The sequence below is a fragment of the Caballeronia sp. LP006 genome, from assembly GCF_031450995.1.
GTDB lineage: Bacteria > Pseudomonadota > Gammaproteobacteria > Burkholderiales > Burkholderiaceae > Caballeronia.
Genome location: NZ_JARTVW010000005.1, coordinates 320,069 through 346,221, shown reverse-complemented (window position 1 = coordinate 346,221; position 26,153 = coordinate 320,069). Strand labels below are relative to the sequence as shown.

The 26,153-nt window shown below is 61.2% G+C and carries 20 protein-coding genes; 19 read left to right on the top strand and 1 reads right to left on the bottom strand.

From position 1 onward, the window contains the following. The first annotated feature begins 78 nt into the window (after window positions 1-78). From mnmG to P9250_RS18205, 16 genes are all read left to right on the top strand, one after another. Window positions 79-2,043: a tRNA uridine-5-carboxymethylaminomethyl(34) synthesis enzyme MnmG gene (mnmG, locus tag P9250_RS18280; RefSeq protein WP_310396786.1), complete on the top strand. Its 1,965-nt coding sequence runs from the start codon at window positions 79-81 to the stop codon at window positions 2,041-2,043. Beyond that, the gene (rsmG, locus tag P9250_RS18275) at window positions 2,040-2,705 is read left to right on the top strand and encodes a 16S rRNA (guanine(527)-N(7))-methyltransferase RsmG (protein WP_310394461.1); all 666 of its coding nucleotides are present in this window, start codon (window positions 2,040-2,042) and stop codon (window positions 2,703-2,705) included. Before mnmG ends, rsmG begins: the two co-directional genes overlap by 4 nt. A 76-nt stretch (window positions 2,706-2,781) precedes the next feature. Continuing rightward, the gene (locus P9250_RS18270; RefSeq protein WP_310394459.1) at window positions 2,782-3,552 is read left to right on the top strand and encodes a ParA family protein; all 771 of its coding nucleotides are present in this window, start codon (window positions 2,782-2,784) and stop codon (window positions 3,550-3,552) included. 46 nt (window positions 3,553-3,598) lie between these two features. After that, complete coding sequence (locus P9250_RS18265; RefSeq protein WP_244826612.1) at window positions 3,599-4,501, top strand: ParB/RepB/Spo0J family partition protein; 903 nt, start codon at window positions 3,599-3,601, stop codon at window positions 4,499-4,501. Window positions 4,502-4,504: 3 nt separating this feature from the next. Then, window positions 4,505-5,641 carry an SLC13 family permease gene (locus P9250_RS18260; protein ID WP_244826611.1) on the top strand — a complete coding sequence of 379 codons (1,137 nt, stop codon included), beginning with the start codon at window positions 4,505-4,507 and terminating at the stop codon, window positions 5,639-5,641. 303 nt (window positions 5,642-5,944) lie between these two features. Continuing rightward, window positions 5,945-6,424, top strand: a complete 480-nt coding sequence (locus P9250_RS18255) for an ATP synthase subunit I (RefSeq protein WP_250509722.1) — start codon at window positions 5,945-5,947, stop codon at window positions 6,422-6,424. A gap of 167 nt (window positions 6,425-6,591) precedes the next feature. Next, window positions 6,592-7,443 carry a F0F1 ATP synthase subunit A gene (gene atpB / locus P9250_RS18250; RefSeq protein WP_244826610.1) on the top strand — a complete coding sequence of 284 codons (852 nt, stop codon included), beginning with the start codon at window positions 6,592-6,594 and terminating at the stop codon, window positions 7,441-7,443. Window positions 7,444-7,533: 90 nt separating this feature from the next. Further along, complete coding sequence (atpE, locus tag P9250_RS18245; RefSeq protein WP_244826609.1) at window positions 7,534-7,803, top strand: F0F1 ATP synthase subunit C; 270 nt, start codon at window positions 7,534-7,536, stop codon at window positions 7,801-7,803. A 136-nt stretch (window positions 7,804-7,939) separates the two neighbouring features. Further along, a complete protein-coding gene (locus P9250_RS18240; protein WP_244826608.1) occupies window positions 7,940-8,410 on the top strand; it encodes a F0F1 ATP synthase subunit B in 471 nt (156 codons plus the stop codon). Between the two features lie 2 nt (window positions 8,411-8,412). Then, entirely contained in the window at window positions 8,413-8,955 is a 543-nt protein-coding gene (locus tag P9250_RS18235; RefSeq protein WP_310394456.1) for a F0F1 ATP synthase subunit delta, read from the top strand. A gap of 57 nt (window positions 8,956-9,012) precedes the next feature. Beyond that, a complete protein-coding gene (gene atpA, locus P9250_RS18230; RefSeq protein WP_244826606.1) occupies window positions 9,013-10,554 on the top strand; it encodes a F0F1 ATP synthase subunit alpha in 1,542 nt (513 codons plus the stop codon). Window positions 10,555-10,624: 70 nt separating this feature from the next. Then, window positions 10,625-11,521, top strand: coding sequence for a F0F1 ATP synthase subunit gamma (gene atpG / locus P9250_RS18225; RefSeq protein WP_244826605.1), 897 nt, complete (start codon window positions 10,625-10,627; stop codon window positions 11,519-11,521). Between the two features lie 44 nt (window positions 11,522-11,565). Beyond that, the gene (atpD, locus tag P9250_RS18220; protein WP_244826604.1) at window positions 11,566-12,960 is read left to right on the top strand and encodes a F0F1 ATP synthase subunit beta; all 1,395 of its coding nucleotides are present in this window, start codon (window positions 11,566-11,568) and stop codon (window positions 12,958-12,960) included. Between the two features lie 70 nt (window positions 12,961-13,030). Continuing rightward, window positions 13,031-13,456 (top strand): F0F1 ATP synthase subunit epsilon, encoded by a 426-nt coding sequence (locus P9250_RS18215; RefSeq protein ID WP_244826603.1) that lies wholly within the window; start codon window positions 13,031-13,033, stop codon window positions 13,454-13,456. A gap of 218 nt (window positions 13,457-13,674) precedes the next feature. Next, the gene (locus P9250_RS18210; RefSeq protein ID WP_310394453.1) at window positions 13,675-15,405 is read left to right on the top strand and encodes an AMP-binding protein; all 1,731 of its coding nucleotides are present in this window, start codon (window positions 13,675-13,677) and stop codon (window positions 15,403-15,405) included. 601 nt (window positions 15,406-16,006) lie between these two features. Beyond that, window positions 16,007-16,954 carry an alpha/beta hydrolase gene (locus tag P9250_RS18205; RefSeq protein WP_310394451.1) on the top strand — a complete coding sequence of 316 codons (948 nt, stop codon included), beginning with the start codon at window positions 16,007-16,009 and terminating at the stop codon, window positions 16,952-16,954. 4 nt (window positions 16,955-16,958) lie between these two features. Here the strand turns inward: P9250_RS18205 and P9250_RS18200 are convergent, their stop codons facing one another. After that, window positions 16,959-17,798, bottom strand: a complete 840-nt coding sequence (locus tag P9250_RS18200; RefSeq protein ID WP_244826600.1) for a transporter substrate-binding domain-containing protein — start codon at window positions 17,796-17,798, stop codon at window positions 16,959-16,961. Window positions 17,799-17,939: 141 nt separating this feature from the next. Here P9250_RS18200 and hemE point away from each other — a divergent pair, with 141 nt between their 5' ends. The 3 genes from hemE (at window position 17,940) to putA (ending at window position 26,118) form a co-directional block, all read left to right on the top strand. Beyond that, a complete protein-coding gene (hemE, locus tag P9250_RS18195; RefSeq protein ID WP_310394448.1) occupies window positions 17,940-19,037 on the top strand; it encodes a uroporphyrinogen decarboxylase in 1,098 nt (365 codons plus the stop codon). Window positions 19,038-19,485: 448 nt separating this feature from the next. After that, on the top strand, window positions 19,486-21,723 hold the full coding sequence (locus tag P9250_RS18190; protein ID WP_310394445.1) for a primosomal protein N': 2,238 nt from the start codon (window positions 19,486-19,488) through the stop codon (window positions 21,721-21,723). A 465-nt stretch (window positions 21,724-22,188) separates the two neighbouring features. Continuing rightward, window positions 22,189-26,118 carry a trifunctional transcriptional regulator/proline dehydrogenase/L-glutamate gamma-semialdehyde dehydrogenase gene (putA, locus tag P9250_RS18185; RefSeq protein ID WP_244826597.1) on the top strand — a complete coding sequence of 1,310 codons (3,930 nt, stop codon included), beginning with the start codon at window positions 22,189-22,191 and terminating at the stop codon, window positions 26,116-26,118. The last annotated feature ends 35 nt before the right edge of the window (window positions 26,119-26,153 follow it).

Below are 26,153 nucleotides of genomic sequence, written 5' to 3'. Positions count from 1 at the left end.
GAAAATCGGCGGACGAGAACCCGATATAATTCGTCGATACTCTCTCTTCAGGTTCGCATCGCTCGATGCGAGATCTTCATGCTTTTTCCCTCAGAATTTGATGTGATCGTCGTTGGCGGTGGTCACGCGGGCACCGAAGCGGCGCTTGCATCGGCGCGAATGGGCTGTCGGACGCTGCTCCTGACGCATAACATCGAGACGCTTGGCCAGATGAGCTGCAATCCGTCGATCGGCGGCATCGGAAAAGGACATCTCGTCAAAGAAGTCGATGCGTTGGGCGGCGTGATGGCTGCCGCCACCGACGAGTCCGGTATTCAGTTTCGCATTCTCAATTCGTCCAAGGGTCCTGCAGTGCGAGCCACGCGCGCTCAAGCCGACCGCATTCTTTACAAGCAGGCAATACGCCATCGGCTGGAAAATCAGCCGAATCTCTGGCTGTTCCAGCAAGCCGTCGATGATTTGATGGTGGAAGGCGACCACGTGGTTGGTGCCGTTACGCAAGTTGGCTTACGGTTTCGGGCGCGTGCCGTGGTTCTGACAGCGGGGACGTTCCTCGACGGAAAGATCCACGTGGGGTTGAACAACTTCGTGGGCGGCCGCGCGGGCGATCCTGCTGCGATATCTTTATCCGCACGTCTCAAAGAGTTGAATTTGCCGCAGGGCCGACTTAAGACGGGAACGCCACCGCGCATCGACGGCCGCACGATCGATTTTTCAAAACTTGAAGAGCAGCCGGGCGATCTGGATCCGGTTCCGGTTTTCTCTTTTCTTGGCCGCGTCGAGCAGCATCCACGTCAGGTGCCGTGCTGGGTGACGCACACGAACGCCCAAACGCACGACATTATTCGATCGGGCTTGGATCGGTCGCCGATGTACACAGGGGTAATTGAAGGCGTTGGGCCGCGCTACTGCCCGTCGATTGAAGACAAAATCCATCGGTTTGCATCGAAGGACGCACATCAAATCTTTCTGGAGCCGGAAGGGCTGACTACGAACGAGTTCTATCCCAATGGAATTTCGACGAGCCTGCCTTTCGACGTCCAATTAAATCTTTTGCGTTCCATGCGTGGTCTCGAACACGCCCATATCTTGCGTCCTGGCTATGCAATCGAATACGACTACTTCGATCCGCGTGCGCTGAAGGCTTCGCTGGAAACGAAATCCATCGGTGGGCTTTTCTTCGCCGGACAGATCAACGGCACGACGGGTTATGAGGAAGCTGCCGCTCAAGGACTACTAGCCGGCATAAATGCAGGGCTTCAAGTGCAGGGTAGGGATGCCTGGACACCGCGTCGTGATCAAGCGTACTTGGGTGTATTGGTCGACGATTTGGTGACGCGCGGAGTTTCTGAGCCGTATCGAATGTTCACGAGCCGTGCGGAATATCGTCTGTCTCTACGTGAAGATAACGCGGATATGCGCCTGACCGAAACAGGGCGGGAGCTTGGAGTCGTAGACGACGGCCGTTGGGATGCTTTCAGCCGCAAGCGTGACGCTGTTTCACGTGAAACAGAGCGGTTGCGCTCCACGTGGGTGAACCCTAAGACGCTTCCCGCTGAAGAGGCGACCGCGTTACTCGGCAAGCCGATCGATCACGAATACAGTTTGGCCGACCTGCTACGACGCCCTGGTGTCTCGTACGATGGCGTCTGCGCTCTGCGCAACGGGGAATGCGGTTCAGCCGAATCGTTAGCCGATGATCCAGTTCTGCTCGCGCAGATCAAAGAACAGATCGAGATTGGCGTGAAGTACCAAGGCTATATCGACCGGCAAGCGGACGAGATCGTGCGCAACGGAGCGCAAGAGAACACGCGTTTACCAGACACGATCGACTACCGCGAAGTACGCGGCCTTTCCTTTGAGGCGCGACAAAAGTTAACGCAGCATCGTCCAGAAACGATCGGGCAGGCTTCGCGTATTCAGGGCATCACGCCGGCTGCCATCTCACTGCTCATGGTGCATCTCAAGCGCGGCCTCGGCCGGCGCGGACGCGGCACAGGCAGCGATCAGGATCAGGCCAGCAGCAACCCGGTGGTTCAATGAAGGACCAAAACGAATCGCTGGCTAACTTGCTCGACCGAGGTACGGCTGAACTCGAGCTTGCGCTGACGTCATCGCAGAAACAGCAGCTACTCGATTACGTTGCGCTGCTGGGCAAATGGAACGCCGTCTACAACCTGACGGCGATCCGCGACCCGAAGCAAATGCTCATTCAGCATATTCTCGATTCGCTTGCCATCGTTCCGATGCTCGTGGCGCGCCAACCAAAATCAATTTTGGATGTCGGTTCGGGCGGCGGCCTGCCGGGCATCGTGCTGGCAATCGTCTTCCCCGAAGTGAAAGTAACGCTGAACGATATCGTTCACAAGAAGACCGCCTTTCAGTCGCAAGCGAAGGTTCAGTTGGGGTTGGCGAATCTTTCCGTCGTGACGGGACGCGTTGAGAATCTGCGGCCGGGTTGCGAAGTCCCGGGAAAATTCGACGTAATTGTCTCGCGCGCGTTCGCAGACCTCGCGGATTTCGTTACACTTGCGCGTCATCTGGTTGCGGAGGATGGCCGGATTCTCGCGATGAAGGGCTTGCAACCGGACGACGAGATCGCGCGTCTGCCAGATGGCGCGACGGTGGAGCGCATCGAGCGTCTGAATGTTCCGATGCTCGATGCCGAGCGCCACTTGATCCATGTAGCCGTCGGCGCGCAGTAACACGTCGCGGGCGCTTTCGTCACGGCCGTAAATGGCAGCTGATCTTCTGACAGCGAAGAAACGAGGACATAAAACGATGGCAAAAATCTTCTGCGTCGCAAATCAGAAGGGCGGCGTTGGAAAGACCACCACGGCGGTCAATCTCGCGGCAAGTCTCGCGGGCCTTGATCAACGCGTTCTACTGATCGATCTGGACCCGCAGGGAAACGCGACGATGGGCAGTGGCGTCAACAAAGGCGCATGCGAGAAGACAATCTACGAAGTTCTAGTCGATGGCGTGACGCTACGTGAGGCGGTAGTGCGACCGGAGAGCGTGGGATATCACGTTCTGCCTGCGAATCGTGAACTCGCTGGCGCGGAAGTCGAGCTTGTGGATATGGACGACCGCGAACACATTCTTCGCGTGGCTATCGCTGGCATAGTCGATGACTATGACTTCATCTTGATCGATTGTCCGCCTGCATTGTCGCTGTTGACATTGAACGCGTTGTGCGCCGCGCATGGCGTCGTCATTCCAATGCAGTGTGAATACTTCGCGTTGGAAGGCTTGTCGGATCTGGTGAGCACCATCAAGCAGATCCACGCGAACCTCAACCGCGATCTGAAAGTGATCGGACTGTTGCGTGTGATGTTCGATCCGCGCATCACCTTGCAGCAGCAAGTGTCCGAACAGTTGAAGGAACACTTTGGCGACAAGGTTTTCGATGTCGTCATTCCACGCAACGTGCGCCTTGCCGAGGCGCCAAGTTACGGCCTGCCAGGCGTGGTGTTCGACAAGTCGTCGCGTGGCGCGCAGGCGTATATCCAGTTCGGCACGGAAATGATCGAGCGCGTACGCGCGCTGTAACGCAAACCCATTCGATCTGGCGGACGACGCCAACGGAGGAATCGAAATGAGCGCTGTGATGAAGAAGAAGGGTTTGGGCCGAGGCCTGGATGCATTGCTCGGCGGCAGCGTCGACATTACCGAAGCCGTACGCGGCGAAGGCACGCCGTCAGTCCTGTCGCTCGACAAGCTGCAGGCGGGCAAGTATCAGCCGCGTACCCGAATGGACGAGGGCGCGTTGCAAGAGCTCGCCGCGAGTATTCGCGCGCAAGGCCTCATGCAGCCGATTCTCGTGCGCTCCGTCGGCCCGGATCAGTACGAGATCATCGCGGGCGAGCGACGTTTTCGCGCGGCGCGTCTGGCTGGGCTCGACGAAGTGCCGGTGCTGGTGAAGAACGTGCCCGATCAGGCCGCCGCCGCGATGGCGCTGATCGAAAACATCCAGCGGGAGGATTTGAATCCGCTGGAAGAGGCGCAGGGTATCCAGCGCCTGCTCGACGAATTCACGTTCACGCACGAGCAGGCGGCCGAAGCGGTCGGGCGATCGCGTAGCGCGGTATCGAATCTGCTGCGTCTCTTGAACCTCGCCACGCCCGTTCAGACGATGCTGCTCGCAGGCGATCTCGACATGGGCCACGCACGCGCGCTGCTCGCCGTCGATGCCGCCACGCAGATTCAATTGGCTAATCACGTGGTGAACCGCCGCTTGTCGGTGCGTGAAACGGAGCGCCTCGTCGCCGCGACGACGAAGGAAGCGCCGGCAGTCAAGGCGCGTCCCGCGAACGATGGCGGCCGTGACACGCGCAGGCTCGAAGAAGAGTTGTCGGATCTGCTCGCGGCGAGCGTGAAGATCAAGCTGGGCGGACGAGGACGCGGCAAGGTGATGATCGATTTCGGCAACCTCGACGCGCTCGAAGGCATTCTGAGCAAACTACGCGGCAGCATTGAAGCGCCTAATTCGGCTGCGTGAGTCTTGTCGGAATACAACGTCAAGCAATCGCGGTCCGACCTCCTGACGCGCGTCTGGAGGACCGTCAGTAAAGAGCCGGTCCTCGCCATTCTCGTGCTCGCGCTCGGCGTGTTGCAAGTGGTTCATCCGCGCTCGTGGGCTTCGCTGCCAGGTCTTGTGGATTGGCAGACCGTGCTCACGCTCGCCGGCCTGCTCATCCTGACCAAAGCGATCGAATTGTCAGGATTCCTGATGTGGGCCGCGCATCGGCTGGTGCATCACATCCACGGCGAACGCGGCCTGGCGCTGCTGCTCGTCGCGCTGGCGGCGGCGCTGTCCACGGTGCTGACCAACGATGTCGCGTTGTTCGCGGTCGTGCCGCTCGCGCTATCGCTGCATCGGCTCGCGCCCTTGCCCATCAAGCGTCTCGTCATCGTGATCGCGTTGTCGGTGAACGCGGGATCGATCCTCACGCCGCTCGGCAATCCACAAAACCTCTTCCTCTGGCAGACGAGCGGCGTCTCCTTCGGCGCGTTCGTCTGGGCGTTGCTGCCGCTTTGCGCGGTCCTCATGCTCATGCTCGGCGCCGTGACTTGCGCGATGTTTCGCAACGCGCCGCTCGACCTTTCCGGCGATGCCGAAGAGCACGGCGTCGACCGTGTGTTATGCGGTGTGAGCGTGCTTGCGTTCGCTGGCTTCGTCGCACTGGCCGACGCGCATCATGCCGGGCCCGGCCTCGCTGTCCTTGCCGTCGCGTTCCTTCTTTGGCGCCGCGAAGTCGTCTTGAAGATCGACTGGCTGCTTCTGCTCATCTTCATGCTGATGTTCATTGTGCTGCGCAGCGCGGCCGCGTTGCCGGCCATCCACGGCTTCATCGCGCAGTTGGGTATCGGCACGCCGATGCGTGCTTATGCTGCGGGCGCGGTGCTGTCGCAGGCCATCAGTAACGTGCCGGCGGCCATCGTGCTCGCCGAGTTTTCGAAGGACTGGCGCGCGCTTGCGTTCGGCGTGAGCGTCGGTGGTTTTGGGGTGGCAATCGGCTCGCTCGCCAATCTCATCGCCGTGCGTCTGTCGGGCGAGAAGGGCATGTGGGGTCCGTTTCACCTCGTTTCGATCCCTTTCTGGTTTGTTGCAGCGCTTGTTGGATGGGCGCTCATCTGAGTTTCGCGACGCAATTTCACGTCGTCTGAAAATCTGCTTGTAACCGCAAGAAAAGTCTCGCTTTCGAGACCATCTTTTAAGCTTTGTCCGCTTGGCTTTTGACGCACCTAAACTATTGAATCCCCGAGGACAATCGCTTACAATCCCCCGGATTTATCAGCTAGGCCACCTAGAAAGCGCGGCGAAAGCGCAGGGTGGTTTCCGAACTGTCGGTTGATGTGTTGAAGGGGTTTGAAGACGGTGCGAGAGCAGAATCGAGCGCCGGTGGGCGGGCAAGACAGCGCTCAAAACAAACGCGGAGACATTCACGCTTCAGGAAATCAGCCCCGCAGTTCGTCTGACGACTCGTGGGACGCCGAGGCGCAAGATAACAATATCGTTCCGCTCACGCGGGGCCAGGCAGAGAAGCTGTTCGGTCCTGATGTGAGTCGTCCATCGCGGGTCACGCCTTTCAAGGTAGTGGCCGCGCAAATGGTTTTGTCCCTGGGTGCGACGCTGTTGTGGTGGCTGTTCTACAAGCCGCCGGGCGATGCTGCGCTGTCCGCCTTCCTCGGAGGCGCGATCTGCTGGCTGCCCAGTGCACTGTTCGCGGCGCGCCTGAAGGCGAAGAGCGGAGCCGAGACCATCATGAGTTGGATGATCGGCGAAGCGATGAAAATGGGAGCGACGATTGCTATGTTCGTAGCGGTCGCCTTCTGGTACAAGAGCGCACTGTGGTTGCCTTTGCTCGTTACGTACATCGTCGCGTTGAAGACTTACTGGCTGGCCATGGCTTTGCGTTGACCTCCAGGGTAATCGCCAGCCCGAAGTCAAGTATGTAGCATCACACATGAAAGCGCGGTTATGAACGCCGCGCTCGGGCCGGACGCCCGGAGCCGCAACGCGAAGCGGTGGCTCGGATAAGCGTCTGGCGACGAAAGATTTTTGACAATTTGGGTGGCTTTAACGATATGGCAGCTAGCGAAGGAACGCACGCTCTGGACCCGTCCGAGTACATTGCGCACCACTTGCAGAATCTTTCCACGCACACACAGACGTCGATTTTCGACATCCACGTCTGGAATCTGGACACGCTGTTCTGGTCCATCGTGTGCGGTCTCCTGACCATCGTCATTCTCGGTATCGCGGCGCGCCGTGCGACGTCCGGTGTTCCCGGCCGTTTCCAGTGCGCGATCGAGATGCTCGTCGAAATGGTCGAAGATCAGTCGAAGTCGATGATCCACGGCAGCCGCCGCTTCATCGCTCCGCTCGCGCTGACCGTGTTCGTCTGGGTCGCCCTGATGAACTCGCTCGACTTCATCCCCGTGGATCTCCCAGGCCGCGTGATTGGCTGGCTGGGCCTCGAACAAGTGCTGCCGCATCATCGCATCGTGCCCACGGCCGATCTGAACGGCACGCTCGGCATCGCGCTAGGCGTGTTCGTGCTGATGATCTACTACAACCTCAAGATCAAGGGCGCAGGCGGCTTCGTGCACGAGCTGCTGTCCGCTCCGTTTGGCGCGCATCCGCTTCTGTGGATTCCGAATCTTGCGCTGAACATCATCGAGTTCGTCGCCAAGACGGTTTCGCTCGGCATGCGGCTTTTCGGCAACATGTACGCGGGTGAGCTGCTGTTCCTGCTGATCGCGCTGCTCGGCAGCATGTGGCACTTCGGCGCGGACGCCTCTGTACTTGGCTTTATCGGCCATGTGGTCGCGGGTACGGTCTGGGCGATCTTCCACATTCTGATCGTGCTGCTGCAAGCGTTCATCTTCATGATGCTGACGCTCGTGTACATCGGTCAGGCGCACGACTCTCACTAAAGAGTGTTCGCGGCAGGTCCAGAATCGCTTAGGTTTTAATTTTCAATTTTTATAAATCCAGTTCCAAAGTCTTTAATCAAAGGAGTGAACATGAACGCTTTCATCGCCAACATCCAGGGTCTGACCGCCATCGGTATCGGCATCATCATCGGCCTGGGTGCAATCGGCGCCTGTATCGGTATCGGCCTGATGGGCGGCAAGTACATTGAAGCATGCGCCCGCCAGCCGGAACTGATGAACCCGCTCCAGACCAAGATGTTCCTGCTGGCTGGTCTGATCGACGCGGCGTTCCTGATCGGCGTTGGTGTGGCAATGCTGTTTGCGTTCGCGAACCCGCTGCTCTCGAAGCTCGCAGGCTGAGGTTCCTCGGAAGTGTGCGTCTCTTCTTGCGATGAGACGCAAGACGGAACGGGTGAGGCGCTGATCGAGCACAACGGGCCGATGAGCGCCTTTTAACCGTTTCACTCTCCGACTAAGCAACGTTTAAGGAAACACCGTGAATCTCAACGCAACCCTGTTTGCGCAAATGGTCGTGTTTCTGATCCTCGCGTGGTTCACGATGAAGTTCGTGTGGCCGCCGTTGATCAATGCCCTCGACGAGCGCTCAAAGAAGATTGCCGACGGCCTCGCCGCCGCCGACAAGGGCAAGGCGGAACTCGAAGCCGCGCACAAGCGCGTCGACCAGGAACTCGCGCAGGCTCGCACGGACGGTCAGCAACGCATCGCTGACGCCGAAAAGCGCGCCGCAGCCGTCGCCGAAGAAATCAAGGCCAACGCTCAGGCTGAAGCCGCGCGCATCGTCGCGCAAGCCAAGGCGGACGCCGAACAGCAAGTCGTCAAGGCGCGCGAGTCGCTGCGCGCCGAAGTCGCGGCCCTGGCCGTGAAGGGCGCCGAGCAAATTCTGAAGCGCGAAGTCGATCAGAAGGCTCACGCCGATCTGCTGAATCAACTCAAAACCGAGCTCTGATCATGGCCGAACTTGCAACCATCGCTCGTCCTTACGCAGAAGCGCTGTTCCGCGTAGCCGAGAGCGGCGATCTCGCGGGCTGGTCCACTTTCGTCGAGGAACTGGCCCAGGTTGCGCGTCTGCCCGAAGTGCAGTCGGTCGCCTCGAGCCCGAAGGTGAGCCGCGATCAAGTAGCGGATCTGCTGCTGTCCGCAGTGAAGTCGCCTTTGGCTCAAGGCAATGTACAGGCGAAGAATTTCGTCAGCATGCTGGTGGACAATCATCGTCTGTCGCTGCTGCCTGAAATCGCCGTGCAGTTCGACGAGCTGAAGAACGCCCGCGAAGGTGCGGCCGACGCGCTGATCGTAAGCGCGTTCCCCTTCGAAGGCGAACAATTGAACGACCTAGTCGCAAGCCTCGAACGCAAGTTCGAACGCAAGCTGAAACCGACCGTCGAAGTCGATCAGTCGCTGATCGGCGGCGTTCGCGTGACGGTTGGCGACGAAGTGCTCGATACCTCGGTCCGCGCGCGCCTCGCCAGCATGCAGACGGCTCTGACCGCCTGACGCTTCGTTAGAAGCGAATCGCTGGCACGCAACAGAATTGACTATCAGGAGCGAATAATGCAACTCAATCCCTCTGAGATCAGCGAGCTGATCAAGAGCCGGATCCAGGGCCTTGAAGCGAGCGCGGATGTTCGCAACCAGGGCACCGTGATCTCCGTGACCGACGGTATCGTGCGTATTCACGGCCTGTCGGACGTGATGCAGGGTGAAATGCTCGAGTTTCCGGGCAACACCTTCGGCCTCGCGCTGAACCTCGAACGCGACTCCGTCGGCGCCGTTATTCTCGGCCAGTACGAGCACATCTCGGAAGGCGACATCGTCAAGACGACGGGCCGCATTCTCGAAGTGCCGGTCGGTCCGGAACTGATCGGCCGCGTGGTCGACGCGCTGGGTAACCCCATCGACGGCAAGGGTCCGGTCAACGCGAAGATGACCGACGCAATCGAAAAGATTGCTCCGGGCGTGATCTGGCGTAAGTCGGTGTCGCAGCCGGTGCAAACGGGTCTGAAGTCCATCGACTCGATGGTGCCTATCGGCCGTGGTCAGCGCGAGCTGATCATCGGCGACCGTCAGTGCGGCAAGACCGCGGTGGCTGTCGACGCGATCATCAATCAGAAGGGCAAGGACCTTTTCTGTATCTATGTCGCGATCGGCCAGAAGGCTTCGTCGATCATGAACGTGGTGCGCAAGCTCGAAGAAACCGGCGCAATGGCTTACACCATCGTCGTGGCGGCTTCGGCTTCGGAATCGGCCGCGATGCAATACCTCGCGCCGTACGCCGGTTGCACGATGGGCGAATACTTCCGTGATCGCGGCCAGGACGCGCTGATCGTATATGACGATTTGACCAAGCAAGCATGGGCGTATCGCCAGATTTCGCTGTTGCTGCGCCGTCCGCCGGGTCGTGAAGCGTATCCGGGTGACGTGTTCTATCTGCACTCGCGTCTGCTCGAGCGTGCGGCTCGTGTTTCGGAAGACTACGTCGAGAAGTTCACCAACGGCGAAGTGAAGGGCAAGAGCGGTTCGCTGACGGCACTGCCCGTCATTGAAACGCAAGCCGGCGACGTGACCGCGTTTGTTCCGACGAACGTGATCTCGATTACCGACGGCCAGATCTTCCTGGAAACCGACTTGTTCAACGCCGGTATCCGTCCTGCCATCAACGCGGGCGTTTCGGTGTCGCGCGTCGGTGGTGCGGCTCAGACCAAGGTCATCAAGAAGCTGTCGGGCGGTATTCGTACCGACTTGGCGCAGTATCGTGAACTGGCTGCGTTCGCGCAGTTCGCGTCGGACCTGGACGAAGCCACCCGCAAGCAGTTGGAGCGCGGTCGCCGCGTGACGGAACTGCTGAAGCAGCCGCAGTATCAGCCGCTTCAAGTGTGGGAACTCGCTGTGGCGCTGTTCGCGGCTAACAACGGCTACCTCGACGATCTGGAAGTTGCGCAAGTGCTGCCGTTCGAAAAGGGCCTGCGCGAATACCTGAAGACGAGCCATGCCGATCTGGTTAAGCGCATCGAAGACAATAAAGACTTGTCGAAGGACGACGACGGCGCACTGCATACCGCGCTGAAGGACTTCAAGAAGTCGGGCGCTTATTGATCGGGACTGAGGAGCAACGCGCGGTGCATCGACCGATGAACACCGCGCGGCTTCGATCAAGGAGTAAGCAATGGCTGGAATGAAGGAAATTCGCGGCAAGATCAAGAGCGTGCAGAACACGCGCAAGATCACGAAAGCGATGGAAATGGTCGCCGCATCGAAGATGCGCCGCGCCCAGGAGCGCATGCGTTCCGCCCGTCCGTATGCCGACAAGGTCCGTGCAATCGCGGCGCACATGAGCGCGGCGAACCCTGAGTACCGTCACCCGTTCATGGTGAAGAACGAAGGCGCGAAGACGGCCGGCCTGATCCTCGTCACGACCGACAAGGGTTTGTGCGGCGGCATGAACACGAACGTGCTGCGTGCGTCGTTGCAGCGCATCAAGGAGCTGGAGCAGACCGGCGTGTCCATCGAAGCGTCGGCTATCGGCGCCAAGGGTCTCGGCTTCCTGAACCGGTTGCGCGCCAAGGTCGTGTCGCAAGTCACGCATCTGGGCGACACGCCGCATCTGGAAAAGCTGATCGGCGCGGTGAAGGTGCAGCTCGACTTGTATTCGGAAGGCAAGATCAACGCGGTGTACCTGGGGTACACGCGCTTCGTCAATACGATGAAGCAGGAAGCGGTGATCGAGCAATTGCTGCCGTTGACGGCCGAAGATCTGCAGCAGAAGGCAGACGAAGCCGCGATTGCGAACGACACGCCGAAGACCTCGTGGGACTACATCTACGAGCCGGACGCTCAAACCGTGGTGGACGAATTGCTCGTGCGCTACGTCGAGGCGCTGGTTTATCAGGCGGTGGCGGAAAACATGGCGTCGGAACAATCGGCGCGCATGGTCGCAATGAAGGCCGCGTCGGATAACGCGAAGACCGTGATCAACGAACTGCAGCTCGTCTACAACAAGAGCCGCCAGGCCGCGATTACGAAAGAATTGTCGGAAATCGTCGGCGGCGCCGCTGCGGTCTGATCTTGATGACCGCGTGAAAGAACACAGTATCTAAAGGAAATGCGATGAGTACTACTGCTTTGGTAGAAGGCAAGATCGTACAGTGCATCGGCGCCGTTATCGACGTGGAATTTCCGCGCTCGCACATGCCGAAGATTTACGACGCGCTCATTCTGGAAGGCACCGAGCTGACGCTGGAAGTCCAGCAGCAGTTGGGCGACGGCGTGGTCCGCACCATCTGTCTGGGTGCATCCGACGGCTTGCGCCGCGGCACGATCGTGAAGAACACGGGCAACCCCATCAGCGTGCCGGTCGGCAAGCCGACGCTTGGCCGCATCATGGACGTGCTCGGCCGTCCGATCGACGAAGCCGGTCCTATCGAATCGACCGCCACGCGTTCGATTCACCAGCTCGCGCCGAAGTTCGACGAGCTGTCGCCTTCGACCGAACTGCTCGAAACGGGCATCAAGGTTATCGACCTGATCTGCCCGTTTGCCAAGGGCGGCAAGGTTGGCCTGTTCGGCGGCGCTGGCGTGGGCAAGACCGTGAACATGATGGAACTCATCAACAACATCGCGAAGGAACACGGCGGTTATTCCGTGTTCGCCGGTGTGGGTGAGCGTACCCGCGAAGGGAACGACTTCTATCACGAAATGAAGGACTCGAACGTTCTCGACAAGGTCGCGCTGGTGTACGGCCAGATGAACGAGCCGCCGGGCAACCGTCTGCGCGTGGCGCTGACCGGCCTCACGATGGCCGAGCACTTCCGTGACGAAGGTCTCGACGTGCTGTTCTTCGTCGACAACATCTACCGTTTCACGCTGGCGGGCACGGAAGTGTCGGCACTGCTCGGCCGTATGCCGTCGGCAGTGGGCTATCAGCCGACGCTGGCTGAAGAAATGGGCAAGCTGCAAGAGCGCATCACGTCGACCAAGACTGGTTCGATCACGTCCGTTCAGGCCGTGTACGTCCCTGCGGATGACTTGACCGACCCGTCGCCGGCTACGACTTTCGGCCACTTGGACGCAACGGTCGTGTTGTCGCGTGACATTGCATCGCTGGGTATCTATCCGGCAGTGGACCCGCTCGATTCGACCTCGCGTCAGATCGACCCGAACGTGATCGGCGAAGAGCACTACTCGATCACGCGCGGCGTGCAGCAAACGCTGCAGCGTTACAAGGAATTGCGCGACATTATTGCGATTCTGGGCATGGACGAACTCGCGCCGGAAGACAAGCTCGCCGTGGCGCGCGCTCGTAAGATCCAGCGTTTCCTGTCGCAGCCGTTCCACGTTGCTGAAGTGTTCACGGGCTCGCCGGGCAAGTACGTGCCGCTGAAGGAAACCATTCGCGGCTTCAAGATGATCGTCGAAGGTGAGTGCGATCATCTGCCGGAGCAGGCGTTCTACATGGTCGGCACGATCGACGAAGCCTTCGAAAAGGCCAAGAAGATTCAGTAACGGTCGGGTGTAGACGAAGCGGGCGCGGATCTCAAAACTCCGCGCCTTCGTAATACGCTCAGGAGTCGATATGGCAACCATCAAAGTAGACGTCGTCAGCGCGGAAGAGCAGATCTTCTCGGGCCAGGCGAAGTTCGTCGCGCTGCCGGGCGAAGCAGGTGAACTCGGCATTTTGCCGGGCCACACGCCGCTCATCACGCGCATTCGTCCGGGCGCGGTGCGCATCGAAGCGGAAGACGGTTCGGAAGAGTTCGTTTTCGTCGCAGGCGGAATCCTCGAGATTCAGCCGGGCGTCGTGACCGTTCTTGCCGATACCGCCATTCGCGGCGCCGATCTGGACGAAGCGAAGGCCGAGCAAGCAAAGAAGCGCGCGGAAGAAGCGTTGCAGAACACGGGCTCGAACCTTGAATACGCGACCGCGCAAGCGGAACTCGCGTACGCGACGGCACAGCTCGCCGCCATTCAGCGTTTGCGCAAGCTTGGCTCGAAGCACTAAGCCAGCACGCTTGTAGCGATTCGAAGAAAGCAGCCTCCGGGCTGCTTTTTTTATGGCGAGTCCGGGTTGCTTACCGGCAAATCTGCATGACCGTTGTGCACCCCGATTGCGGGTAACACTTGATGCCAGCGCCGCTTGCCACCGTGCAAAATAGCCTTCCAAACAGCCTACGTCCTTGAGGCTGCATATCTTGCACGGTCGATAGCGGAGACCCTTCGATGGCAACTCAACCGACGCAGGCCAGCGCGCAAGTCGAACCGCGTGACGGTCTTTCCTACGTCCGCGGCGCGACCGACACGCCCTTGAGCGACGCCACCGTTTCGCGCTTTCTTCTCGATACCGCGCGCCGCTTTCCCGGGCGTCCCGCTGTCGTGTTTCGTGAGCAGAACATCCGCTGGACCTGGCGTGAGTTCGCCGACGAGATCGACGTGCTTGCGAGCGGCTTGCTTGCGCTTGGCATCGAAGCAGGCGACCGCGTCGGCATCTGGTCGCCGAATCGCGCGGAATGGCTGCTGACGCAATTTGCGACGGCGCGCATCGGCGCGGTGCTGGTGAATATCAATCCGGCTTATCGGCTTGCCGAACTGGAATACGCACTGAACAAGGTCGGCTGCAAGGCGATCGTCGCGGCGGAGCAGTTCAAATCGTCGAAATATCTGGAGATGTTGCAGACGCTCGCGCCGGAGCTCGCCCATGCGCAACCGAACGCGCTAAATGCGGCGAAGCTGCCGGACCTGCGCGCCATCATCCGAATGGGCGAAGGCAAGACGCCCGGCATGCTCAACTTCGACGCGTTGATGGAAGAAGGCCGCGCGCTCGTCGATACTGCGAAGCTCAATGCGCTCGAAGCCAAACTCGCCGCCGACGAAGCGATCAACGTGCAGTTCACGAGCGGCACGACGGGCAATCCGAAGGGCGCGACGCTTACGCATCGGAACGTGGTGAACAACGCGCGCTATATCGCGATGGCCATGCGCCTCACCGAGAACGACTCGCTGTGCATTCCCGTGCCGCTTTACCACTGCTTCGGCATGGTGCTCGCGGTGCTGGCTTGCGTATCGACCGGCTGCGCGATGGTCTTCCCCGGCGAGGCATTCGACCCCGCCGCGACGCTCGCCGCCGTGCACGAGGAGCGTTGCACGGCGCTACACGGCGTGCCGACGATGTTTATCGCCGAACTCGATCATCCCGAGTTCGCGAATTACGACTTGAGCCGGCTGCGCACGGGCATCATGGCGGGCTCGCCGTGCCCCATCGAAACGATGAAGCGTGTGGTCTCCACCATGCATTTGGACGAGATCACCATCGCTTACGGCATGACGGAGACAAGTCCGGTTTCGTTTCAAAGCTCGACCACCGACCCGCTCGACAAACGCACGACCACTGTCGGGCGCGTTCAGCCGCATCTGGAGGTGAAGATCATCGGCCCGCTCGGCGAAATCGTGCCGGTCGGCCAGACGGGCGAACTGTGCACGCGCGGCTATTCGGTGATGAAAGGCTATTGGGGCGACGACGCAAAGACGCGCGAGGCGATCGTCGATGGCTGGATGCATACCGGCGACCTCGCGACGCTCGACGCCGAAGGGTACTGCAACATCGTCGGACGCCTGAAGGACATGCTGATTCGCGGAGGCGAAAACGTCTATCCGCGCGAGATCGAGGAATTCTTGTTCCGCCATCCGAAGGTGCAGTCGGTGCAGGTGTTCGGCGTCCCGGATGAAAAGTATGGCGAAGAGGTGTGCGCCTGGGTCGTGCTGCGTCCGGGCGAGATCGCCAGCGCCGACGAGATCCGCGACTTTTGCCAAGGACAAATCGCGCACTACAAGATTCCGCGTTACATCCGGTTCGTCGACGAATTGCCGATGACGGTGACAGGCAAGGTCCAGAAGTTTGTGATGCGCGCGCAGATGATCGACGACCTGAAGCTTGCAGAAGCCAAAACGGCGTAATTGAAACGACGAAGGGAGCGCTATTACGCGCTCCCTTCCTGTCATGGCACGAAACGTTCGGCGGCGAAACTCGCAACTAGCGCAAACGTTTGTGCAGGCGAAAAAAAAGCGGGCCTGGAGCCCGCTAAAAACCACACGCTACGGGGTTAGCGCGAGGAGACCAAAGGTGGGATTCGATTCAACGTCAAATCGAAGAACGATCCCAACACTGATGTCCCTTTCAGAGATTCGCCCAAGGCGACCACCGGAAAACGCCGCATTTGCAACCGCGCGCCCGGACACATCCGTGTTGAAACCGTTTGAACAGATTGTGGGCGAATTGATTCTGACCCGCCGTAACAAAGTGTTTCAGGTTGTAACCCCCGTCCCATAAGGCTCTCGTTAAATTTTCGGTCGCGGATGCGTACAAAGCCGTGCAGATATTGTCAGTTATTAAGCTGATTTATTCGATCCGCTAAAACTCCCGGAGTTTTTCCGGTTATATGGGCCGCTGCGTTAATCGGCATTTTCCGGGAAAATCGAACGGGCGCACGTATGAAATCGATACTCATTCGGCCTGAACCGCCAAAACTTCCCGTAAAAGACGCACTTGGAGACTCGTATGACCATTGACGCCGCTCTGCTTCGCTACTACGCCACCGTCGCCGAAGCTTTTCCGCCGCTCGGTCCCGATGCCGACGCGAAGGCAGTGCGCGAGCGCTTCAGCGAAGTGGCGAAAGCCTACGCCCCGGCCCCGGACGAAACCATTTTCGTCGAGGACATCGAAATTCCGCTTGCCGGGCGCACGCTTGCCACGCGCATCTATAAGCCGAAGTCGGCGAACGGTCCGCTGCCGCTAATCGTCTACTTTCACGGCGGTGGCTGGGTGGTCGGCGATATCGAGACGCATGATGCGCTGGTCGCCCGCCTCGCGCGCGATTCGCAGTGCGCAGTCGCGAGCGTCGATTATCGGCTGGCGCCGGAGCATCCATTTCCCGCGCCTTGCGACGATGCCCTCGACGCGCTGATTTGGCTCGCCGAACATCGTTCGCGGCTTGGCTTCGCGACGGACCGGCTGGCTGTCGGTGGCGATAGCGCGGGTGCGCATCTCTCGGTGGTCGCGGCGCGCGGCGCGAACGAGCGCGTGGCCGGTCTCGTCAGTCTCCAGCTTCTGCTGTATCCGGTGATGCGGCGGCAATTCGAGAGCGCGAGCTGTCTTGCAAACGCGAACGGCCCCGGCCTCACCAACGACGAGATGAAGTGGTACTGGACTCAGTTCCTGTCCGGCGTGATGCCCGACGCCCATGATGTGCGCGCCTTTCCGCTCGCCGAGCCGTTCGAGCGGACGCCTGCGCCCGCGTTGATCGTCGCGGCAGCCTACGACCCGCTTTACGACGATGCCCACGAACTCAAGCGCTTCCTCGAAACCAACGGCGGCCGCGTCGAATTGATCGACGCTGCGGAAATGACGCACGGCTTCGCCCGCATGCATCCGCGATCCGAAGCCGCGCTTGCCTGGCTGCGTCGAATCGGCGAGCGCGCGGGCGAGTGGTTGCGCGCCGCGCGCTGATCGTTCATTTGAGCCACTTGTCCACTACAGCCTGAAACTCGCCCGAACCGCGCGCGAGGTGCAACCACTGGTCGACATACTGCTGCCAGACGACATCGCCGCGCGGCAACAGATACGCCTTTTCGCCGAACTGGAACGGTTTGTCCGGATGCACGGTGCATAGGCCTGGATTGAGCTTCTGCTGAAGCAGCGTTTCCGAGGCATCCGTGACCATGACATCTGCCTTGCCGTCCAGAATCTGCTTGAAGATCGTGACGTTGTCCGGGTACTCGATCAACTGCGAATGCGGGAAGAATTGCTTGGCAAAGCGCTCGTTCGTGCCGCCGGGATTCACGATCGTGCGCACGTTCGGCTGATCGATCTGTTCGACGGTCTGGTAGTTGTCCACGTCATCGCAGCGGACAATTGGCGTTTTGCCGTCCTCCATATATGGCGCGGTGAAGAAGGCGCGCTTCTGCCGGTCGAGTGTCGTCGATACGCCGCCGACCGCGATATCGCACTTGTCGATGAAATCGTTCATCAGGTTCGACCACGAAGTCTTCACGTATTCCGCCTTGGCGCCAAGCGACTTCGCGAGGCTTTCCGCCAGGTCGATATCGATGCCTTCGAACTGTCCGTCCGTCCGCAGGAACGTGTACGGCTTGTAGTCGCCGGTCGTGCAGACGCGCAGCGTGTGGCGCCCGAGGATGTCGTCGAGCCGTGTGGGCGGCGCGACGGGCGGCGGAGGCGCGGGCACGGTGCCGACACTTCCCGCCTGCACCGTTTGAGCAAGTGCGGTGGTGGACATCGACCCGGCAAAGACGGCGATTGCGACACTAATGGACGTTAAAAACGCGCGTTTCATCGATTCTCCGTGTTCTATTCGTGTTGGTTGCCGCCGTCGATCATAACGAGCGCGCGTGAGTCTGAACATCACTCTCAGCCGCCGATGACGCGCGCATCGTCCGGTAGAATGGACGATTCCTCGCATTCAGCATCGAGCGCCGTGGCCCACACTCTTCTGAACGACACCTTTCTGCGCGCGCTCTTGCGGCAGCCGACCGAATACACGCCAATCTGGCTGATGCGTCAGGCCGGGCGCTATCTGCCCGAGTACAACGCCACGCGCGCACGCGCCGGCAGTTTCCTCGGTCTTGCGAAGAATCCCGATTACGCCACCGAAGTGACGCTTCAGCCGCTCGAACGTTATCCGCTCGACGCGGCGATCCTCTTCTCCGACATCCTCACCATTCCCGACGCAATGGGCCTCGGGCTGAACTTCGTGCAGGGCGAAGGTCCGCGTTTCGAACGCACGGTGCGCACCGAAGACGACGTAAAGCGCTTGGCCGTGCCGGACATCGACGCCACGCTGCGCTATGTCACCGACGCTGTCAGCCAGATTCGCCGCGCGCTCACCGACGCGGAAGGCCGTCAGCGGGTACCGCTCATCGGCTTCTCGGGTAGTCCGTGGACGCTTGCGTGCTACATGGTGGAAGGCGGCGGCTCGGACGATCATCGCACCGTGAAATCGATGGCTTATTCGCGGCCCGATCTCATTTACCGCATTCTCGATGTGAACGCGCAGGCGGTTGTCGCGTATCTCAACGCCCAGATCGAAGCCGGCGCGCAGGCGGTCATGATCTTCGATACTTGGGGCGGCGCACTCGCCGACGGCGCGTATCAGCGCTTCTCGCTCGACTACATCGCGAAGGTCGTTGCAGGCCTCAAGCGCGAGCACGACGGCGCGCGGGTCCCGGTTATTACGTTCACGAAGGGCGGCGGGTTGTGGCTTGAGCAGATCGCGTCAATCGGCGTGGATGCTGTCGGGCTGGACTGGACAGTGAACCTCGGCGCGGCGCGCGAGAAAGTGGGCGCTCGCGTGGCGTTGCAGGGCAATATCGATCCGAGCGTGCTGTTTGCGCCGCCCGAGGCGATTCGCGCCGAAGCGCGTGGCGTGCTGGAAAGCTTCGGCAATCATCCGGGGCACGTCTTCAATCTTGGCCACGGCATTTCGCAGTTCACGCCGCCCGAACACGTTGCCGAACTGGTCGATGAAGTCCATTCGCACAGCCGGGCGATGCGCGCGGCCGCGTTGGTACGCTAAGCGGTATGTTGCAGTGCAGCGCGATACCGTCGGGTGCAGCGTTTCAGAAATCGTCGGATTTGTCTGAAACGCCCGCCCTTGGTGGAATCGAAAGATGTCAAGACAGCAGTTATACACATTTTGTACGTTGCGGCGCGCCATCAGACATATCGCCTTCCGCGATCAATTAAATGTCGCTATTTGTTGCGTAAGTGCTTGTTTGCATTAATGTTTGTTGTGGTCTGCCCGAAATGTGGGCCGACGCACATAAGTGATCGGCAACACGGTTTGCGGCAGCCCGTAACGCACTTCTCAACAAAGTTATCCACAGGCCTGTGGAAAGCATCGGAAATCTAAAAATAATCTTCGGTTTACCAGCGATTCTGATGTTTTACTTTAAGTTCGTCGCGCGAAGCCTGATGTCATTGTCGGAAAGCCCGCCGTGGCTTGCCGAAAGGCGTCGCGTGGCATGAGCGGCCTCTATGTGCGCGTCGCTATCGATCAGCCGATGTCCGTGCTGTTCGATTACGTCTATCAACTCGACGTCGAGCCTGTGGTCGGCTCGTTGGTGCAGGTGCCGTTCGGGCGGCGCGATGTCGTTGGCCTCATCTGCGAAATCGCGACCTCAACCGACGTCCCCGCCGACAAACTGCGCCACGTAAGCGCCATCTGCGATGCCTGCGCGCCGCTTTCCGCCGAATGGATCGGGCTCGCGACGTTCGCGGCGGAATACTATCAACGCGGGCTCGGCGAAGTTGCGCTGCCCGCTTTGCCGCAAGCTCTACGCGACGCATCGCGCTGGAACCGCCTATTTGCGGTCGAGCCGCGTTACCGGATGCTGGCAGCCGGACGAGCCGAACTTCCGGATGCCTTGCCCGCGCGGGCGAGCGCGTTGCGGCGGCTGGCGGAAGCGCTGGGATCGAGCGAGACGCTGGGTTTGTCCGAAGCGCGCGCCGTACATCCCAAAGCAAGCGCGACTTTCGACGAATGGCTGACGCGCGGCTGGATCGAAAGCGTTGAAGACGCATCGCCGGCGGATCACGCGCCGATGCTCGCGGCGACCGAAGCGCCGCCGCGCCTGACCGACGAGCAACGCGAAGCCGTCGATGCCATCGCGAGCGCGCAAGGCTTCGCGCCATTTCTGCTGCACGGCGTGACGGGCAGCGGCAAGACCGAGGTTTATCTGCACGCGCTTGCCGCGCTGCTCGCCAGACAAGCGGATGCGCAGGCGCTCGTGCTCGTGCCCGAAATCAACCTGACACCGCAGTTCGAGGCGGCGTTCCGCAATCGTTTTTCGATGCTTGCGCCCGGTTCCATCGTCACGATGCACAGCGGTCTTGCCGAGGGCGAACGCGCCCGCAACTGGCTCGCGGCACACACGGGAAGCGCGCGCATCGTGCTTGGCACGCGCCTCGCGATCCTCGCGTCGCAGCCAAAACTGGCGATGATCGTCGTCGATGAAGAGCACGACCCGGCTTACAAGCAGCAAGAAGGGTTGCGTTATTCCGCGCGCGATCTGGCCATCTATCGGGCGAAGCAGCTTGGTATCCCCGTCGTGCTCGGGTCGGCGACGCCATCGCTCGAAACCTGGTGGCAGGCGGAGCAGGGCCGCTACACGCGCCTGACGCTCAAGCGCCGCGCCGTCGCCGATGCGGCGTTGCCAAGCGTGCGGCTCATCGATCTCGAAGAGGAAAGGCAGCGCGGGCGCGCGTCCGTGGAAGGCTTGTCGGGCCCGCTCATCGCAGCGCTGAAGGCGCGCCTGGACCGCGGCGAGCAGAGTCTCGTGTTCCTGAATCGGCGCGGCTATGCGCCGATTCTGTCGTGCGACGCCTGCGGCTGGGTCGCGGGCTGTCCGCGATGCAGCGCCTACGCCGTGCTTCACAAGCCCGAGCGCGCGTTGCGCTGTCACCATTGCGGCTGGGAATCGCGCATTCCAAAGGCATGCCCGGAATGCGGCAACATCGATATCGCGCCGATGGGACGCGGCACGCAACGCGTGGAGGAAACACTCGCGAGCGTGGTTCCCGGCGCACGGGTGTTGCGCATCGACGCGGACAGCACGCGGCGCAAGGGCAGCGCGCAGGCGCTTTTCTCGGATGTCCATGCGGGCGAGGTCGATATTCTCGTCGGCACACAGATGATCGCGAAGGGCCACGACTTCCGCCGTGTGACGCTCGTGGGTGTCCTGAACGCCGACACCGCGCTTTTTTCTCACGACTTTCGCGCAAGCGAACGGCTTTTCGCGCAACTGACGCAGGTGAGCGGCCGCGCGGGTCGCGCCGGACTTCCCGGCGAAGTGATGATTCAGACGCGATATCCGCGTCACGCGCTGTATCAGGCGTTATCGCGGCAGGATTACGTGGGATTCGCCAACGCGACGCTCGTGGAACGTCGCGATGCGCGTCTGCCGCCATTCGTCTATCAGGCCATGCTGCGCGCGGAAGGCCGCACGCTCGAAGCGGCGCTGGCGTTTCTCGGGCAGGCGGCGGCCGCCTTCGCGCCCTTGCCGGGCGCGGACCGCGTGACGGTCTACGATGCCGTGCCGCTGACCATCGTGAAAGTGTTCAACGTGCACCGCGCGCAATTGCTGCTCGAAAGCAGCTCGCGGGCTGCGCTTCAATCCGCCCTGCGCGCGTGGCAACCGGCGTTGCGCGCGCTGAAGGGCGTACTGCGCTGGAACGTGGAAGTGGATCCGCTGGACGTCTAATACTCGGCGCGCGTGGCGCTTCCAGATGCGGATTCGAGGTCGTCGTGCAGATCGTCCGAACGGCCTACATGCGGCGATGCGCCTCGCACAAACAAGACGACGCACACTGCGAACATCACCCAAACGCTGGCTATCACCATCCAAGTGCTCATGCTCGTTATTCTCCGAGAGCCCCGCGGTGGTCCTCCGCGGAATGTGGCGCCGACGGCGCGCATGGCGTTTATATCGGCTGCACTCGGGCAATTACTTAGGGCATGTCCCAAAATAAAAAAGCCTAGGGAAACTACTAGGTGATTTCCGCCAATGTCCGTTCGGCGTCGCATCGCGCAAAGCCTTGTCCCACAAGGGTTCCAACATGGTGCAACCCTCTCGAAATTGTCGGTTGCACCTTTTATTTCAGCGGAGTACGATTCGCCAACTTTTAGGTCTACGGCCGGGTGAGCACGTCCGGCAAACGAAGGAATCATGGCGAGCACAACCCTTGGCGTCAAAGTCGACGATCTGCTGCGTTCACGGCTCAGAGATGCCGCGACCCGGCTCGAGCGCACTCCTCACTGGCTCATCAAGCAGGCGATCTTTGCCTATCTGGAGCGTATCGAGCATGGTCAGCTTCCGCCGGAACTCTCGGGCACGAACGGCTCGGGCGAACCCGGCGAGACCGTAGCCGTCGAGGGCGATGACGACAGCGCGCCGCAACCTTTCCTCGATTTCGCGCAGAACGTGCAACCGCAGTCGGTGTTGCGCGCGGCGATCACGGCGGCGTATCGTCGCCCGGAACCCGAATGCGTGCCGTTCCTGATCGGACAAGCGCGCTTGCCGGCCAGCGTTTCCGCCGATACCGAAAAGCTCGCGACCAGACTCGTCGAAGCCTTGCGCGCGAAGAGCACGGGCGGCGGCGTGGAAGGGTTGATCCACGAGTTCTCGCTGTCGAGTCAGGAAGGCGTTGCGCTGATGTGTCTCGCCGAAGCGCTGCTGCGCATTCCCGACCGCGCGACCCGCGACGCGCTCATCCGCGACAAGATCAGCAAGGGCGACTGGCGTTCGCACATGGGCCAGGCGCCGTCGCTGTTCGTGAATGCGGCGACGTGGGGCTTGATGATCACCGGCAAGCTCGTCACGACGAATAGCGAGGCCGGTTTGTCGTCGGCGTTGACGCGCATGATCGGCAAAGGCGGCGAGCCGCTGATCCGCAAGGGTGTGGACATGGCGATGCGCCTCATGGGCGAGCAGTTCGTCACCGGCGAGACCATCTCCGAAGCGCTCGCGAACAGCCGCAAGTTCGAGGCGCGCGGTTTCCGCTATTCCTACGACATGCTGGGCGAAGCCGCGACCACCGAGGAAGACGCGCAGCGTTACTACGCGTCCTACGAGCAGGCGATTCACGCTATCGGCAAGGCGGCGGGCGGGCGCGGCATCTACGAAGGCCCGGGCATCTCGATCAAGCTCTCGGCGCTGCATCCGCGTTATTCGCGTTCGCAGCAGGAACGCACCATGAGCGAACTGCTGCCGCGCGTGCGCGCGCTGGCGCTGCTCGCGCGTCGTTACGACATTGGCCTGAACATCGACGCGGAAGAAGCGGATCGCCTCGAAATCTCGCTCGATCTGCTCGAAGCGCTGTGCTTCGACCCGGCGCTCGCGGGCTGGAACGGCATCGGCTTCGTGGTGCAGGGTTATCAGAAACGCTGCCCGTTCGTGATCGATTACCTGATCGACCTGGCGCGTCGCAGCCGGCATCGGCTGATGATTCGTCTCGTGAAGGGCGCGTATTGGGATACCGAAATCAAGCGCGCGCAAGTGGACGGACTCGAAGGCTATCCGGTTTATACGCGCAAGATTTATACGGACATCTCGTATCTTGCTTGCGCGAAAAAACTGCTGGGCGCGCCGGATGCCGTCTATCCGCAGTTCGCGACGCACAACGCGTTCACGCTGTCGGCTATCTATCACCTCGCGGGACAGAATTACTATCCCGGCCAGTACGAGTTTCAGTGCCTGCACGGCATGGGTGAACCGCTCTATGAAGAAGTCACGGGCCGCGACAAGCTGAACCGGCCATGCCGCGTATATGCGCCGGTCGGCACGCACGAAACGCTGCTCGCGTATCTCGTGCGGCGTCTGCTCGAAAACGGCGCGAACACGTCGTTCGTGAACCGTATTGCCGATGAATCCATCCCCGTGAAGGATCTCGTCGAAGACCCGATCGACGAAGCGCAGAAGATCGTGCCGCTTGGCGCGCCGCACGCGAAGATTCCGCTGCCGCGTCAGTTGTACGGCGACGAGCGGCCCAATTCGATGGGTCTGGACTTGTCGAACGAGCATCGCCTGGCGTCGCTGTCGTCGGCGTTGCTCGCGAGCGCGAATCATCAGTGGCGCGCCGAGCCGATGCTCGAAGGCGACGATCCGCACAACGGCGTCGCACGCGACATTCGCAATCCCGCCGATCTGCGCGATCTCGTCGGCACGGTGGTGGAAGCGTCGAAGGAACAAGTTGGCGCCGCGATCGCCAACGCCGTGGCCGCCGCGCCGATCTGGCAAGCGACGCCCGTCGATGACCGCGCCGACTGCCTCACGCGCGCTGCCGACTTGCTCGAAGCGCAGATGCACACGCTGATGGGCCTCGTCGTGCGCGAAGCCGGCAAGTCGCTGGCGAACGCGGTATCGGAGATTCGCGAGGCTATCGACTTCCTGCGCTATTACTCCGCGCAGATTCGCGAGGAATTTTCGAACGACACGCATCGTCCGCTCGGACCGGTGGTCTGCATCAGCCCGTGGAACTTCCCGCTCGCGATTTTCATGGGTCAGGTCGCGGCGGCGCTCGCGGCTGGCAATCCGGTGCTCGCGAAGCCAGCCGAGCAAACGCCGCTGATCGCCGCGCAAGCCGTGCGCATTCTGCGGGAAGCGGGCGTGCCGCCGGGCGCCGTGCAACTGTTGCCGGGCAACGGTGAAACCGTGGGCGCGGCGCTCGTCGCCGACCCGCGCACGCGCGCCGTGATGTTCACCGGCTCGACCGAAGTCGCGCGCCTCATCAACAAGACGCTGTCCGAACGGCTCGATCCGGACGGCCGCCCGATTCCGCTCATCGCCGAAACCGGCGGCCAGAACGCGATGATCGTCGATTCCTCGGCGCTTGCGGAACAGGTCGTCGCGGACGTCATGCAGTCGTCGTTCGACTCGGCGGGTCAACGCTGCTCGGCGCTACGCGTTCTTTGTCTGCAAGACGATGTCGCGGATCGCACGCTCGAAATGCTGACCGGCGCGATGAAGCAACTCGCGGTGGGCAATCCTGACCGGCTGTCGGCGGATGTCGGTCCCGTGATCGATGCCGACGCGAAGCGCGGCATCGACGCGCACGTTGCGCAGATGCGCGAGAAGGGCCGCAAGGTCGTGCAACTGCCGCTGCCGGACGGTTGCGCGCAAGGCACATTCGTGCCGCCGACGCTGATCGAACTCGACGGCATCGACGAACTCAAGCGCGAGGTCTTCGGCCCGGTGCTTCATGTGGTGCGTTACCGCCGTTCGTCTCTTGATAAACTCCTCGACCAAATTCGGTCGACCGGTTATGGACTGACGCTCGGCATCCATACGCGGATCGACGAAACCATCGCGCATGTGATCTCGCGCGCGCACGTGGGCAACATCTACGTGAACCGCAATGTGATCGGCGCGGTGGTCGGCGTGCAGCCGTTCGGCGGGGAAGGTTTGTCGGGCACGGGTCCGAAGGCGGGCGGCGCGTTGTACTTGCAGCGCTTGCTGGCCAAGCGTCCCACTGGATTGCCGAAGTCGCTGGCAAGCGCGCTCGTGGTGGACAAGGCGGCATCCGCCGATGCCCCGACCGCCGCTCTCACGGCGCTGCGCGACTGGTCCATCGGCGAACGCGATCCGCAGACCGCGGCGCGTTGCGACGGTTATCTGCAGCACGTGCTCGCGGGCGCGACGGCCGTGCTGTCCGGTCCGACCGGCGAGCGCAACACGTACACGCTCGGCGCGCGCGGCACGGTGCTGTGCGTGGCGGCAACCCCGAGCGGCGCGCGGGCGCAGTTTGCCGCCGTGCTGGCAACGGGCAACAAGGCGCTGTTCGCCGGTTCGGCGGGCGAGCAGTTGGCGGCGTCGCTGCCGGCATCGCTCAAGCCGTATGCCGCGGTCAGGAAAGACGCGGCGGCGGAGTTCGATGCCGTGCTGTTCGAAGGCGACAGCGACGAACTGTTGTCGCTCGTGAAGGAAGTCGCGAAGCGCCCGGGACCGATCGTATCGGTGCAGGGCGTGGCGGCGGGAACATTCGCCGATGCTGATCATGACGGCGAAGACTATGCGCTCGAACGTCTGCTGACGGAACGCTCGGTGAGCGTGAACACGGCGGCGGCGGGCGGCAATGCGAATTTGATGACGATCGGTTGAGAAGTATCCTCTCGCGCTCGATTCAAACAAACGGC